The sequence below is a fragment of the Bacillus stercoris genome (assembly GCF_029772985.1).
GTDB lineage: Bacteria > Bacillota > Bacilli > Bacillales > Bacillaceae > Bacillus > Bacillus stercoris.
On sequence record NZ_CP121861.1, the window covers coordinates 3,316,480 to 3,330,383 of the forward strand.

Consider the following 13,904-nt stretch of genomic DNA (forward strand, 5'->3'; position numbering starts at 1 on the left):
ACGTCACTTCCTTTCCAGCCTATATTATCTCTTATTTTTGTCTTCATTTCTATAGATTCATTTGCCAAGAACAGAAAAGAGAGCGGCCTGTATGGCCGCTCTCTTTATCAAAAGGTTATTTATTGATTTAATTTTGAATGCTTTCTTGAATACAGAAAATAGATGACCAAGCCGATTAACAGCCACACCAGGAAGCGGACAATCGTCACCCATCCCAGATTTAAAATCAAGAACAGGCAGAACAGAATCGCCAGGCCTGGGATCACGGGAACTCCCGGGCATTTAAAAGCTCTCGGAAGATCAGGCTGTTTCTTTCTCAAAACGATAACTGCCACAGAAATCAGGACAAATGCCGACAACGTCCCGATGTTTACCAGCTTTGCAAGTTCATCCAGCGGAACAAGTGAGCCGAGAAGCGCCGACATCGTTCCGAAAAACCAAGTGGCTACATAAGGTGTTTTGTGCTTTGGATGCACTTTAGAAAGTGAGCCCGGCACAAGTCCGTCACGCGACATGGCAAACATGACGCGGGTCTGCCCGTAAAGCATCACGAGCATAACTGTTGTCATTCCCAGCACGGCGCCAATATCAATGATGCCAGCCACCCAGTTTTGCCCTGCGCTTTGAAGAACAAGAGAAACCGGATGATCCACACCCGCAAATTGAGCAAACGGGATAACCCCAGTCATGATTGCTGATACGGTGACATATAAAATCGTGCAAACCAGTAAAGAGAAAATAATGCCTTTAGGCAGATCCTTTGCGGGATTTTTCGTCTCTTCCGCAGCAGAGGATACAGCGTCAAATCCGATAAAAGCAAAGAATACGAGCGCCGCTGCACTGAATACGCCGCCAAAGCCCATTGGCATAAACGGCTGCCAGTTGTGCGGCTTCACGTAAACGGCTGCCACCGCGATAAACAGCAGAACAACCAGTATCTTCAAGATAACCATGATATTGTTGACTCTTTTTGATTCTTTGATGCCTAAATAAAGCAAATATGTGATCGCCATTACAATGACGAATGCAGGAAGATTAAACAGAGTAAAGGTGCCTTTCACTGCGCCCGGTGCCGCTGTTAAAGCAACCGGAAGATGAATGCCGAGCCCTGATAAAAATGATTGGAAATAACCAGACCAGCCGACCGACACTGCACTTACCGCCAGCATGTATTCTAAAATTAAATCCCACCCGATAATAAAGGCCATAAGCTCTCCCAATGTCGCATAAGTGAATGTATACACCGAACCTGAAACAGGCACACTTGACGCAAACTCCGCGTAAGACAGGGCGGCGAATAAACAAGCCAGCGCCGCCACAACAAATGAAATGGTCAGTCCGGGACCTGCCGTGACTGCGCCTGTTCCCGTCAGAACAAAAATTCCTGTACCAATAATGGCGCCGATTCCAAGCAACGTTAAATCGAACGCCCCTAATTCTCTTTTTAAAGACTTTTCACCGCTCGTCGCAGCGATTAAATCCTGAATGCTTTTCTTCCTAAATACGCTCCCTTTCATTCCCCTTCAACTCCCGATCATCTATTTTTATATATTTTATTTGAATTTTCTGAATTCATGAGCGGCAATGGTCATTTTTCTGTTTTTCTACTATATTTGTACTGGTCGTGAATCATTCCTTTCTCCTACTCAATATTATATATAAAATTGCAAAAATGAAAACAAAATTGTTAGAAAAATCGACAAATTTTTTATTTTCCAATTTCTAACCACACAAAAAAACCAGCTATCAAAGCTGGTTTTTCGTTGATTACGTTGAAATAAAACGGCCGCCATTCACATGAATGGTCTGCCCTGTCATATAGGAAGATTCGTCAGACGCCAGCAGAACATAGGCGCCCGCATGCTCAACCGGCTGTCCCGGTCTTCCCATTGGGGTATCCAAGCCGTGCTGTTTCACTTTTTCCTCAGGGAATGTCGCCGGAATAAGCGGTGTCCAAATCGGACCAGGCGCCACCGCATTCACTCTGATGCCTTTATCCGCAAGCGACTTCGCCATGGACCGCGTAAAGGAGACAATCGCACCTTTTGTGCTGGAATAATCAATTAACGCCGTATCTCCTTCATAAGCGGTAATCGATGTCGTATTGATAATGGCACTGCCCCCTCGCAAGTGAGGCAAAGCTTTCTTCGTCATATGAAACATGGAAAAAATATTTGTGCGAAAGGTTTTTTCCAGCTGTTCTGTTGAAATATTGAGAATGCTGTCCTGGGGATGCTGTTCAGCGGCGTTGTTCACCAAGATATCTAGTTTGCCAAAATGGTCCACTGTTTGCCGCACAGCTTGTTCACAATGGTTCTCGTCCCCGACATCTCCCGGGATAAGCAGGCAGCGGACATTTTCCTTTTCGATCCGTTTACGTGTTTCCTCTGCGTCCGAATGCTCATCTAAGTAAAGAATGGAGATATCAGCCCCCTCTTTAGCAAACGCAATGGCAGCCGCTCTCCCTATCCCGCTGTCGCCTCCGGTAATGATCGCGACTTTTCCTTTCAATTTTCCGCTTCCTCGATAATCCTCGTCATCTGACAGGGGCAGCGGATTCATTTCTGATTCAATGCCCGGCTGTCTGTCCTGATGCTGGGGTTCTTGTCCTTCTGTTTGTCTGTCCATTGGGTTCACATTCATCACTCCTAGACATGTGGTTAATACTGAACGTTACCACACGACAGAAGTGAGTAAACGCCAAAATATGCTATGAAAGAACTTCCTCAGGAATGGCACCTGTATATTTCGCTGATGGACGGAAAATCATGTTGTTTTCCGCCTGTTCCAGCACATGGGCGCACCATCCCACCATTCGGCTTGCAGAAAAGGTCGGTGTAAACAATTCATCGTCAAAATCGATGGCCTTCATCACAGCAGCCGCATAAAATTCAACATTTGTGTACAGCTTTCGTCCCGGTTTGTAGATTTCAAGCAAACGAATCGCTTCTGCTTCTACATGGAGTGCAAGATCGAGATCGCGGTCATTGCCGGCCACCTCTTCTGCTTTCTGTCTCAAAGCTTCTGCCCGCGGGTCTTTTGTTTTGTACACCCTGTGGCCGAATCCCATCAAGCGCTCTCCTTTTTCGAGTTTTTCTTTCAGATATGCTTCAGCATGTTCTTTTTCTCCAATGTCTTCAAGCATTTTTGTCACAGCAGAAGGGGCGCCTCCGTGGAGCGGGCCTTTCATCGTGCCAAGAGCAGCCGTGACGGCTGACACTAAATCACTTTCTGTAGATAATGTGACCCTTGCCGAAAAAGTGGATGCGTTCATGCCGTGCTCCATGGCCAGAATCATATAGGTTTCAAGCGCTTTCTTTTTTGCCTCTGAAGGCTGTTCACCTGTGAGCATATAATAATAGTTTTCGACATGTCCGTACTGGGAAGAAGGTGTTATTGCTTGTTCACCGAGCGACCACCTTTTTCTGTAGGCAATGATGGAGGGCGTGATTGCAATAAGCCGGATTGCTTCTTCTGTTTTCGGATGGAATGTGTACGTATTTTCCCCCAATGCTGACACAACCGTTCTCAGCACCGACATATCGTCCATATTGTTTGGCAATGACTGAACCAAGCGCTCAATGTGTTCCGGAAGGTACCGGTCCGCAGCCAGCTTATCTTTAAATACCTGCAATTCTTCAGCTGAAGGCAGTTTCCCAAATAAAATCAAATAAGCCGCTTCTTCAAAGCTATGATTCAGTGCGATGTCTTTTGCATGATGGCCTCTGTAAATCAGACGCCCTTTTTCACCATCAATATGGCTGATGGATGTTTCCACACATGTAATTCCCTTTAATCCGTAATGTACCATTTGTATTCCCCCTATCCTTTTCTGTTATTATAGTAAATATAATATTTAAAAAATAATGAATATTTTAAAGGAAATTAATTAAAAATATTAATCAGAGGGAGAATAGAAATGGATTTCAAATGGCTTCATACCTTTGTGACTGCTGCGAAATATGAAAACTTCCGAAAAACAGCGGAAACGCTTTTCTTATCTCAGCCCACTGTGACTGTGCATATCAAGCAATTAGAAAAAGAAATCAGCTGCAAGCTGTTTGAGCGAAAAGGCAGACAGATCCAGCTGACTGATGAAGGCAGGGCTTATTTACCGTATGCGCTCAGGCTGCTTGATGATTATGAAAACAGCATGGCAGAGCTTCACAGAGTGCGACAAGGCTACTCTCAAACCTTACAGCTCGCGGTTTCTCCGCTTATTGCAGATACTGTGCTTCCTTCTGTCATGAAGCGGTACACAGCAATGAACACGGAAACAGAAATGGCGGTGACGATTTTCGAATCAGCGGAAATCGCGTCACTGATAAAAGCCGGGGAAGCTGATATCGGACTGAGCTGTCTAAAGGTACAGTCTTCCTCTTTAAGCTGCCACTGCCTTTATAAAGACCCTGTCGTCCTTGTTGCCCCGCCCGATCAGCGCTTCATAGAAGACAAAGAAATTGATGCCAAAGAGGTGCTCGAGCAATACCTGCTTTTGACCCACAATCATCCTGATTACTGGGACGACTTGCTCCGTCAAGTCAGAGTGACATTTCCATTTGTGAGGACAATGAAGGTTACACAAACACATATAACGAAACGGTTTATCAAGGAAGGACTCGGGGTTTCATTTCTGCCTTTATCTACAGTAAAGCGGGAGTTAGCAGAAAAACAGATGATCAGAATCCCTTATCAGTCTGCTCAGCTGCCCTATGCCGGCGCTTATGCAATCGCCCTTTATGAAAATAAGAAAGAAAAAAAATTCTTGGATTTTTTATCACATTTTCATTTTTAGGAGCAACCAAAATGGATGTGCTCCGTCTAATGAAAAAAACCCGTTCCAATGAACGGGTTTCCTCTAAAATTAGAATCTTTTCGCACCGAGGTAACGAGGCTTCCAGTAGCTGTTGTCCAGGCTGCTGATTTGTACGCCGTCAGATCCTGCATGAATGAAGCTGTTGTTTCCAATGTAAATCCCCATGTGAGAAGGGCCGGATTTATATGTTGTGAAGAAGACGAAGTCACCAACAGACGGGCTGGCAATGCTTTTCATAGAACTCCAGTATCCCGCAGTGCTTGTTCTGCCCACACTTGTTTGTTTATTCAGTACATACCAAATGAATCCGCTGCAGTCAAAGCCAGAAGTTGTCGTTCCGCCCCATTTATATGGCGTGCCGACTAACGCTTTCGCATCAGAAACCAGCTTGCTCACATTCAGTGATGTAGTAGATGATGCTTTGCTGCTTGAAGATGATGAAGAAGAAGCAGGCTTGGAGCTGCTTGTGCTTGTTCCTTTCACCTTCAATACTTGGTTGACATAGATTACATCTGATTTTAAGCCGTTTAAGCTTTTTAATTTGCTAACCGTAGTGCCGTATTGTTTTGCGATTTTAGACAGACTGTCCCCGCGCTTCACTTTATAAGTGGAAGTTGAAGACGTTGATACGCTCGATGAGCTGGAGCTGCTTGAACTTGATGAGCCTTTCAGTTTCAGGACTTGTCCAACACGAAGCAAGTCTGATTTTAAGCCATTCAGTTTTTTCAGTTCATTGACTGTCATGCCGTATTTTTTTGAAATTTTCCACAGGCTGTCTCCGCTCTTTACTTTGTATGTAGAAGAAGCGGAAGAAGAAGAACTGCTGCTTTTTGAACTTGTAGATTTGCCGTTAATCGATAAAGTCTGTCCCACATAAATAAAGTCCGAACGAAGGTGGTTCTCTGATTTAATTTTACTGATCGTTGTGTCGTATTTTCTTGAAAGATCCCATAACGTGTCGCCTTTTTTCACCTTAATGCTTTGTGCAGACGCCGCTCCTGCAAATAATGTCGATCCTAAAACAACTGCTGTCGTAGCTGTAATGATTTGCTTTTTCATATTTTCCTCCCCAAATGTTAACTCTCTATATATGTATCTCTTTTTTTTAATTAATCTTATTGGTTTCTATTATAAGGATAGATTCCCATTAGAAATAGTCTTGACTTCATGTGACAAATTTCTTAATTATTCGTTCTAAAAAAAAGTTTTTAAGGGTATTAAATATTTCATTTTCGTTGCAAAGGTGACAAAAAACGAGTGCTTTTGTCATGTTTTATGGGATGTTTTTCAACATAAAGGAAATCAATGAAAACTTTCGGGGGGGTTCACTCACTTATGGAAGAATGTATGATAAAGAATATAAGAGGAAAGCTGCGGTTATCCGCAGTTTTTTTATTTAAACAAACATATCATGCAAGGACAGAGAGGTAAAGATTTTTCTGAAAAAGGAATGCTTTACATCAAATATGGCAAGATAACGAAAAGCGTTTTTTCATTTCCTTACAACGCTTTACTTATTGTTTACATGATCAACATCCATATTTAACAATATTCCCCTAACATAATAAATGGAACACATTAAAGGAGGCATGCTAAAAATGAATTTGTTTCAAAATATGAAATCAAAACTTCTGCCAATCGCCGCTGTTTCAGTCCTTACAGCTGGAATCTTTGCCGGAGCCGAGCTCCAGCAAACAGAAAAGGCCAGCGCCAAAAAACAAGACAAAGCTGAGATCAGAAATGTCATTGTGATGATAGGCGACGGCATGGGGACGTCTTACATAAACGCCTACCGTTCCATGAAAAATAACGGTGAAACACCGAATAACCCCAAATTGACTGAATTTGACCGGAATTTGACAGGCATGATGATGACGCATCCGGATGACCCTGATTATAATATCACAGATTCAGCAGCTGCCGGAACAGCATTAGCGACAGGCGTTAAGACATATAACAATGCAATTGGCGTCGATAAAAACGGGAAAAAAGTGAAATCTGTGCTTGAAGAGGCCAAACAGCAAGGCAAGTCAACAGGGCTTGTTGCAACGTCTGAAATTAACCACGCCACCCCTGCCGCATATGGGGCCCACAATAAATCTCGGAAAAACATGGACCAAATCGCCAATAGCTATATGGATGACAAAATAAAAGGCAAACAAAAAATAGACGTTTTGCTTGGCGGCGGAAAATCGTATTTTAACCGCAAGGACAGAAACTTGACAAAGGAATTCAAACAAGCCGGCTACAGCTATGTGACAACTAAAGAAGCACTGAAGAAAAATAAGGATCAGCAGGTGCTCGGGCTTTTCGCGGATGGAGGGCTTGCTAAAGCGCTTGATCGCGACAGCAAAACACCGTCTCTCAAAGAAATGACGGTTTCAGCAATTGAACGCTTGAACCAAAATAAAAAAGGATTTTTCTTAATGGTCGAGGGGAGCCAGATTGACTGGGCGGCCCATGACAATGATACAGTAGGAGCCATGAGCGAGGTGAAAGACTTTGAACAGGCCTATAAAGCCGCGATTGAATTTGCGAAAAAAGATAAACATACACTTGTGATTGCAGCTGCAGACCATACAACCGGCGGCTTTACCATTGGCGCAAACGGCGAAAAGAATTGGCATGCAGAGCCGATTCTCTCCGCAAAGAAAACGCCTGAATTTATGGCCAAAAAAATCAGTGAAGGCAAACCGGTCAAAGATGTGCTCGCCCGCTATACAAATCTGAAATTTACATCAGAAGAAATCAAAAGCGTTGAAGCTGCTGCACAGGCTGACAAAAGCAAAGGCGCCTACAAAGCCATCATCAAGATTTTTAATACTCGCTCTAACAGCGGATGGACGAGTACCGATCACACCGGCGAACAAGTGCCGGTATACGCGTACGGTCCCGGAAAAGAAAAATTCCGCGGATTGATTAACAATACTGATCAGGCAAATATCATATTTAAGATTTTAAAAACTGGAAAATAAAAAGGATGCAGAACGCTGCATCCTTTTTTTTATAAATACCTGCGGTGAACACCTTTTCCATCGTACGAAAACATGACTTCCTTATCCTCAAGCACAGACTCAATGTGCACGCTTCTTCCCCAAAGCTGGAATAAATAAGGGAGCACTTTCTCCAAGTATTTCAAATCCAGCTCTATGCCCTCATACCAATGCTTAATATAGAGTTCGTTATTTTTCATATAATCGCCGTCGTTTACCGTCAAATATGGAAAGCCGCCATTTACCCGCATGCTTACGAGCTGGTCACGCACCGACTTCCACTCTTTATCAATGATCTTATAATCTCTGCCCTGTTTTTGAAACAAATAAAGATCTTCGCGCATGACTAAGTCTTTGGTTAAATAATTGCGGATGAAAGAGATATCGGATTCAATCTCCCTGACCTCAAACATTTTCTCCCGGCCGGAGTCAGGCTGCACGCCCATTTTCTTCATTTCCTCCGTCGGGTTGTTGTACCGCTCCTCAATGTCTTCAAATATTTTCAGCCCTAAATAATAAGGGTTAATGCCTGTTTTGGACGGCTGAACGACACCTGCATTCAGCTTGGCGAACTCGATCGCTTCATCAGAGGTTAAATCAAGCTCACGTATAATTCGCTGGTGCCAATAGGAAGCCCAGCCCTCATTCATAATCTTTGTTTCCAGCTGAGGCCAGAAATAAAGCATTTCCTCTCTCATCATCGTTAATATATCACGCTGCCATGGCTCCAGCTCCCGGGAATGCTCCTCGATAAAAAGCAGGATATCTTTTTCCGGCCGCGGCGGGAACGGTTTTTTCGATTTTTTCACTTGTTTTTTCGGTTTCTTTTCATCCAAAGACCATAAATCATCGTAAGGTGTGGCTGCCTCTTCAATCTCCTCTTCCTCATCATCCACACTCCATTGGAGCTTTGGGCGGACCAACGACGGATCGATATGCTCCTGAATCGCAAGGATCGCATCTAAAAATGACTCTACTTCTTTTATCCCGTGAACCTGTTCATAGTGTTTTATCCGTTCAGCCGTTGCCGCCATGCTTTCCACCATATCGCGCTTCGTGTTTTGGAAACGGCAGTTGTTTTTGAAGAAATCGCAATGGGCAAGAACGTGAGCGACAATCAATTTATTTTGGATCAGTGAGTTGCTGTCCAGCAAAAAAGCGTAGCATGGATCTGAGTTAATGACCAGCTCATAAATCTTGCTTAACCCCAGATCATAATGCAGCTTCATTTTGTGAAACTGCTTGCCAAAGCTCCAGTGGCTGAATCTTGTCGGCATCCCGTACGCGCCAAATGTATAAATAATTTCAGCCGGGCAGATTTCATATCTCATCGGGTAGAAATCAAGGCCGAATCCTTTTGCAATTTCGGTAATTTCCTCAATTGCCCGCTGTAATTCTTTCTTCTCCTCCGCGTTCAACCGAATCCCCCCTACTTGGACTTATCTATAATGTATGAGCCCGCCAGACAAAAGATGATAGCCTCACTCTGGCTAGAAAAAAATTCCCCGGCACATTCAGTAGTTTGCTTATTGGATCAGTGGGTAAACACACACCATACTACGAAAAAAAGGAGCGATACCAATTGAATGTAGCAGACGTGCTTTCTTCTTATCTCAGTAAGCTGCCAAACGTAATTATTGCTTTACTTGTCTTATTAATCGGATGGGCTATCGCTAAAATCATTGAAAAAGCGGTATACAAAGGACTCAGCAAAACAAAAATCGATGACAAGCTCTTTGCTGGGAAAAAGCCTTCACGCTATTCCTCGGAAAAAGTCATAAGCAAGGTCGTTTATTTTATCGCATTGATCATCGTCTTTATTTTATTCTTTAACATTTTGCACCTGACAACAGTGGCATCACCATTTGTCAGTATGCTGTCGGCGATTGCAGCGGCGATCCCAAGCGTGCTGAAAGCCGGACTCATTTTGCTGTTAGGATGGGCTGCAGCCTCTGTTTTGAGCTTCCTTGTCAAAAAAATCGGGATGAAGCTGAACACGAGTGACAAACTGCTCAAGTGGAATTTGGTGTCTGAAGGAAAAGATATTCATCAGGCTGTCAATGCCGCTTCACAAATTGTCTTTTATCTCGTGCTGCTTGTTTTCCTGCCAGGGGTCTTATCTTCTTTGAAAATCAGCGGCATTTCAGGTCCTTTTACAAATATGATGGAAAGCGTGCTCGCTTTTCTGCCGAAATTATTTGCAGCGGCGCTTATCGTATTAATCGGCTGGCTTGTTGCCCGCCTTGTACGTGATATCGTTACGAATTTCCTTGCAAGCATCGGCACGGAAAGATTCGCGGCACGTATGGGTTTATCTATTTACTTAAAAGATACAAGCCTTTCTGCAGTCATCGGAACAATCGCTTATGTGCTGATTATGATTCCGGTGGTCATTTCGGCGCTGGATCAGCTGGATGTCGCGGGCATTTCAAAACCGGCTGTCTCTATGCTGAATACGATTTTAAACATGCTTCCGAACATCATGATTGCCATCGTGCTTGTTTTAGCGGGTATATGGGCAGGAAAATGGGTGAAATCCATGGTGTCCGGACTGCTCCATCGCGCAGGCTTTGATTCTGTCTTAGGGAAAATGGGCATGGAAGCCGGAACGCCTGCAAAGCTGTCCTTGTCTCAAGTTGTCGGTTTGATTGCGCAAATCATTGTCATTCTGCTGTTTACAGCCGAGGCGCTTCAAATTGTTCGGCTGCACTTCCTCGTAGAAATTGCGACTGGCATCATCGCGTATCTGCCGAATGTCCTTGTCGCCGTATTCATTCTCGGAATCGGCCTTTACGCCGGGGAATTGGTGCGGAAAGTGCTCGCAAGCATGATAAAAGGCAAGGAATTCAAATCTTTAGCGGCCATCGCTAAATACACCATTATCGCACTTGCTTTCTTTATGGCCCTGGATCAGCTTGGTGTCGCTGCGACAATTGTCAATTCCGCGTTCATCATCGTTCTTAGCGGCTTCGCACTTGCTTTTGGTTTATCCTTCGGCCTTGGCGGAAAAGATTTTGCATCACGTTATCTGTCTACATTTGAACGCAAAATGCAAAACACCGAAATTGAAAAAAAACGCCAAAACCAAAATCCGCCAAATGACATGTAAACAAAAGAACATGCACCCAGCAGGGTGCATGTTTTTTAATTCCTTTTTTTTCATTTTTCAATCGATTATGATAAGATATAGAAAATGTCTTATTCTGAGGTCTTATTATGAAGTTAACCAATTATACAGATTATTCATTAAGAGTGTTAATTTTTCTGGCTGCAGTGCGTCCCGGAGAACTTTCAAATATAAAACAGATTGCTGAAACGTATTCTATTTCAAAAAATCATCTTATGAAAGTCATTTACAGGCTCGGCCAGCTCGGCTACGTAGAAACGATACGCGGACGAGGCGGCGGCATACGATTAGGCATGTCTCCTGAAGACATCAACATCGGTGAGGTTGTCAGAAAAACGGAGGACGATTTTAATATTGTTGAATGTTTTGATGCGAACAAGAATCTCTGCATTATTTCCCCGGTGTGCGGCTTAAAACATGTGCTTAATGAAGCGCTTTTGGCCTATCTTGCGGTTTTAGACAAATATACACTGCGCGACCTCGTCAAAAACAAAGAAGATATCATGAAGCTTTTAAAAATGAAGGAATAGATCCATGATTCCTTCATTTTTTTGTGCCCTTTTGCCCCCTTTTGTATTAAGATAATATAGCTATTTTTTAAAAAAGGCAAAACGATAAGAAAAATGTGCCGATATAAAAAAGAAACAGCAAATTCAAAATCATTGGGGGAAAAAGGAGAGCTAAGATGAAAAAGAAATTAGCAGCAGGGCTGACAGCATCTGCGATTGTCGGCACAACTTTAGCAGTGACACCAGCTGAAGCAGCAACGATTAAGGTCAAAAGCGGAGATTCTTTATGGAAACTGGCCCAAACTTACAACACAAGTGTGGCGGCCCTCACATCCGCCAATCATCTTTCGACTACTGTTCTGTCGATCGGCCAGACGCTTACCATTCCAGGCAGCAATTCCGGCACTTCATCTACTTCAAGCTCAACAACCAAGAAGAGCGGAAGTTCTGTTTACACTGTGAAAAGCGGCGATTCACTTTGGCTGATCGCAAATGAGTATAAAATGACGGTGCAGGAACTGAAAAAATTAAACGGACTAAGCAGCGATTTGATTCGTGCGGGGCAGAAATTAAAGGTGTCCGGCACAGTTTCTTCAAGCTCTAGTTCCAGTACAAAAAGCAACTCTAATAAGAGCTCAAGCTCCAGTTCAAAAAGCAGTTCTAATAAGAGCTCAAGTTCTTCATCTGCTACGGGAACATATAAGGTGCAGCTTGGAGATTCACTTTGGAAAATTGCAAACAAAGTCAATATGTCCATTGCTGAATTGAAGGTCTTGAACAACTTAAAATCAGACACCATTTACGTGAATCAGGTGTTGAAAACAAAATCAAGCGGCTCTGATACGTCTTCCAAAGACACTTCATCCAAACCGAACCAAAATTCGGCAACAACGAAATATACTGTAAAAAGCGGTGATTCACTTTGGAAAATCGCAAACAACTATAACCTGACTGTACAGCAAATCCGAAATGTCAACAATCTGAAATCAGATGTGCTTTATGTTGGACAAGTACTGAAGCTGACAGGTAAAGCATCTTCAGGCACTTCATCATCGTCGTCTTCTTCGTCAAATGCAAGCTCAGACACGACGACTACATACACGGTGAAAAGCGGTGATTCCTTGTGGGTGATTGCTCAGAAATTTAATGTAACAGCTCAGCAGATCCGGGAGAAAAACAATTTAAAAACGGATGTCTTGCAGGTTGGCCAAAAGCTGGTCATTACCGGAAAAGCATCATCATCGTCGTCTTCATCCGGTTCTTCAAACACCACCATCTCAACGAGCGCGAAGATTAACACAATGATTGCCGCCGCTAAAGAGCAGATTGGGGTTCCGTATCGATGGGGAGGCACGACACCATCCGGGTTTGACTGCAGCGGATTCATTTACTATGTACTGAACAAAGTCACATCCGTATCTAGATTAACGGCAGCTGGATATTGGAACACAATGAAGCCCGTCAGCCAGCCTGCTGTCGGAGATTTCGTTTTCTTTACAACATATAAAGCCGGCCCTTCCCACGTTGGAGTTTACCTAGGAAACGGGGAATTCATAAATGCCAACGATTCCGGAGTTGTCATTTCCAATATGAACAACTCTTACTGGAAACAGCGCTATCTCGGTGCAAAACGATATTTCTAAAAACAGAAGCTGTGCGGCCTTAACGGCTGTACAGTTTTTTATTAGAGCCTAAAGACGTTGATGCTGATCATATGATTTGTCACCGGGTGAAAATAGACTTCGGCCCGAACAGAAAAAGTGTCATCTTTCTGTCTGACTGTCACCCGAAAGACATCTTTCGTCTGCTGATCATTCACCTCGGTCCGCCCCATATAAGCATAATCAGAAAATGAAGCCCCCTTGTATTCATCCTGAATTTTGCTCCAGGCAAGCTGTTCCCACTTTTGAACGGACTCGTTTGTGTCCGTTGAATGACCTTTTGCAGCCATTGACACGATGATCAACCCACAAAAAAGAAGTGCGATGGTATACGGCAGAGATTTCATATTTTCAGTCTCCTGTACCAAGAATACGTTCCCTCATAGGTTTACCAAAAGCGCTATCTTCATTCAGGCATTTTGATTTTATGTCTCCCTCATATTGCTACCCCTTTACTGCCGCAGACGGCAAGTTTTGCCCCGTCAATAACAGAGGATGCGGCATAAACTAATCATGAACTTCTCACCCAAGAAAGGAGAAGCGATTCATGGATTATGCCGATTATGATAAAGCGCTTTATTACACCCATCGTTCTCAATGGGATAATTTATTAATTTTAATGGTGCGTACAGAGGATGATTTGTTGTCAAAACGAATCGAGCATTTTCTGCATGCGTATCATTTTGAACAGGATTACGCCGTTTTAGAAAAGATGCTGTATTCCCTTCTCCGTTATATTGATCATGCCACAGAGCTGACTTATGAAGATCAACTAGCCCTGCTCACATAAACAAATCC

The 13,904-nt window shown here is 43.4% G+C and carries 12 protein-coding genes; 6 read left to right on the forward strand and 6 right to left on the reverse strand.

From position 1 onward, the window contains the following. Nucleotides 1–119: 119 nt before the first annotated feature. The 3 genes from bcaP to citA all read right to left on the reverse strand — a co-directional run bounded on the left by bcaP (nucleotide 120) and on the right by citA (nucleotide 3,811). Nucleotides 120–1,517, reverse strand: a complete 1,398-nt coding sequence (gene bcaP / locus QA442_RS17325; RefSeq protein ID WP_003245791.1) for a branched-chain amino acid transporter BcaP — start codon at nucleotides 1,515–1,517, stop codon at nucleotides 120–122. Nucleotides 1,518–1,767: 250 nt separating this feature from the next. Beyond that, entirely contained in the window at nucleotides 1,768–2,637 is an 870-nt protein-coding gene (locus QA442_RS17330; protein ID WP_095432729.1) for an SDR family oxidoreductase, read from the reverse strand. 73 nt (nucleotides 2,638–2,710) lie between these two features. Further along, the gene (gene citA / locus QA442_RS17335) at nucleotides 2,711–3,811 is read right to left on the reverse strand and encodes a citrate synthase CitA (RefSeq protein ID WP_095432730.1); all 1,101 of its coding nucleotides are present in this window, start codon (nucleotides 3,809–3,811) and stop codon (nucleotides 2,711–2,713) included. Nucleotides 3,812–3,919: 108 nt separating this feature from the next. On the opposite strand from citA, the gene citR reads away from it, so the two are divergent. After that, on the forward strand, nucleotides 3,920–4,795 hold the full coding sequence (gene citR, locus QA442_RS17340; protein ID WP_014663348.1) for a transcriptional regulator CitR: 876 nt from the start codon (nucleotides 3,920–3,922) through the stop codon (nucleotides 4,793–4,795). 69 nt (nucleotides 4,796–4,864) lie between these two features. On the opposite strand, the gene lytE is transcribed toward citR, so the two are convergent. Beyond that, nucleotides 4,865–5,875, reverse strand: a complete 1,011-nt coding sequence (gene lytE / locus QA442_RS17345) for a peptidoglycan endopeptidase LytE (RefSeq protein WP_095432731.1) — start codon at nucleotides 5,873–5,875, stop codon at nucleotides 4,865–4,867. 530 nt (nucleotides 5,876–6,405) lie between these two features. Here lytE and phoA point away from each other — a divergent pair. Beyond that, nucleotides 6,406–7,791, forward strand: a complete 1,386-nt coding sequence (gene phoA / locus QA442_RS17350; protein ID WP_080487946.1) for an alkaline phosphatase PhoA — start codon at nucleotides 6,406–6,408, stop codon at nucleotides 7,789–7,791. Between the two features lie 29 nt (nucleotides 7,792–7,820). On the opposite strand, the gene spoVR is transcribed toward phoA, so the two are convergent. Then, a complete protein-coding gene (gene spoVR / locus QA442_RS17355; RefSeq protein WP_014663345.1) occupies nucleotides 7,821–9,227 on the reverse strand; it encodes a stage V sporulation protein SpoVR in 1,407 nt (468 codons plus the stop codon). A gap of 164 nt (nucleotides 9,228–9,391) precedes the next feature. Between spoVR and QA442_RS17360 the strand changes: the two genes are divergently transcribed. From QA442_RS17360 to lytF, 3 genes are all read left to right on the forward strand, one after another. After that, on the forward strand, nucleotides 9,392–10,918 hold the full coding sequence (locus QA442_RS17360) for a mechanosensitive ion channel (protein WP_095432732.1): 1,527 nt from the start codon (nucleotides 9,392–9,394) through the stop codon (nucleotides 10,916–10,918). A gap of 107 nt (nucleotides 10,919–11,025) precedes the next feature. Then, entirely contained in the window at nucleotides 11,026–11,466 is a 441-nt protein-coding gene (nsrR, locus tag QA442_RS17365) for a nitric oxide-sensing transcriptional repressor NsrR (RefSeq protein ID WP_095432733.1), read from the forward strand. A gap of 155 nt (nucleotides 11,467–11,621) precedes the next feature. Continuing rightward, nucleotides 11,622–13,088 (forward strand): peptidoglycan endopeptidase LytF, encoded by a 1,467-nt coding sequence (gene lytF / locus QA442_RS17370; RefSeq protein ID WP_279473327.1) that lies wholly within the window; start codon nucleotides 11,622–11,624, stop codon nucleotides 13,086–13,088. Nucleotides 13,089–13,129: 41 nt separating this feature from the next. On the opposite strand, the gene QA442_RS17375 is transcribed toward lytF, so the two are convergent. Beyond that, nucleotides 13,130–13,453, reverse strand: coding sequence for a YqzG/YhdC family protein (locus tag QA442_RS17375; protein WP_014476269.1), 324 nt, complete (start codon nucleotides 13,451–13,453; stop codon nucleotides 13,130–13,132). A 200-nt stretch (nucleotides 13,454–13,653) separates the two neighbouring features. Between QA442_RS17375 and QA442_RS17380 the strand changes: the two genes are divergently transcribed. Continuing rightward, on the forward strand, nucleotides 13,654–13,896 hold the full coding sequence (locus tag QA442_RS17380) for a YhdB family protein (protein ID WP_003224139.1): 243 nt from the start codon (nucleotides 13,654–13,656) through the stop codon (nucleotides 13,894–13,896). Nucleotides 13,897–13,904: the final 8 nt, after the last annotated feature.

What these genes read in the sequence shown, in the direction of transcription:
- bcaP (WP_003245791.1), bottom strand. Translation starts at nt 1,517, where the DNA reads ATGAAAGGGAGCGTATTTAGGAAGAAAAGCATTCAGGATTTAATCGCT.
- citA (WP_095432730.1), bottom strand. Translation starts at nt 3,811, where the DNA reads ATGGTACATTACGGATTAAAGGGAATTACATGTGTGGAAACATCCATC.
- citR (WP_014663348.1), top strand. Translation starts at nt 3,920, where the DNA reads ATGGATTTCAAATGGCTTCATACCTTTGTGACTGCTGCGAAATATGAA.
- lytE (WP_095432731.1), bottom strand. Translation starts at nt 5,875, where the DNA reads ATGAAAAAGCAAATCATTACAGCTACGACAGCAGTTGTTTTAGGATCG.
- phoA (WP_080487946.1), top strand. Translation starts at nt 6,406, where the DNA reads ATGCTAAAAATGAATTTGTTTCAAAATATGAAATCAAAACTTCTGCCA.
- nsrR (WP_095432733.1), top strand. Translation starts at nt 11,026, where the DNA reads ATGAAGTTAACCAATTATACAGATTATTCATTAAGAGTGTTAATTTTT.
- lytF (WP_279473327.1), top strand. Translation starts at nt 11,622, where the DNA reads ATGAAAAAGAAATTAGCAGCAGGGCTGACAGCATCTGCGATTGTCGGC.
- QA442_RS17375 (WP_014476269.1), bottom strand. Translation starts at nt 13,453, where the DNA reads ATGAAATCTCTGCCGTATACCATCGCACTTCTTTTTTGTGGGTTGATC.
- QA442_RS17380 (WP_003224139.1), top strand. Translation starts at nt 13,654, where the DNA reads ATGGATTATGCCGATTATGATAAAGCGCTTTATTACACCCATCGTTCT.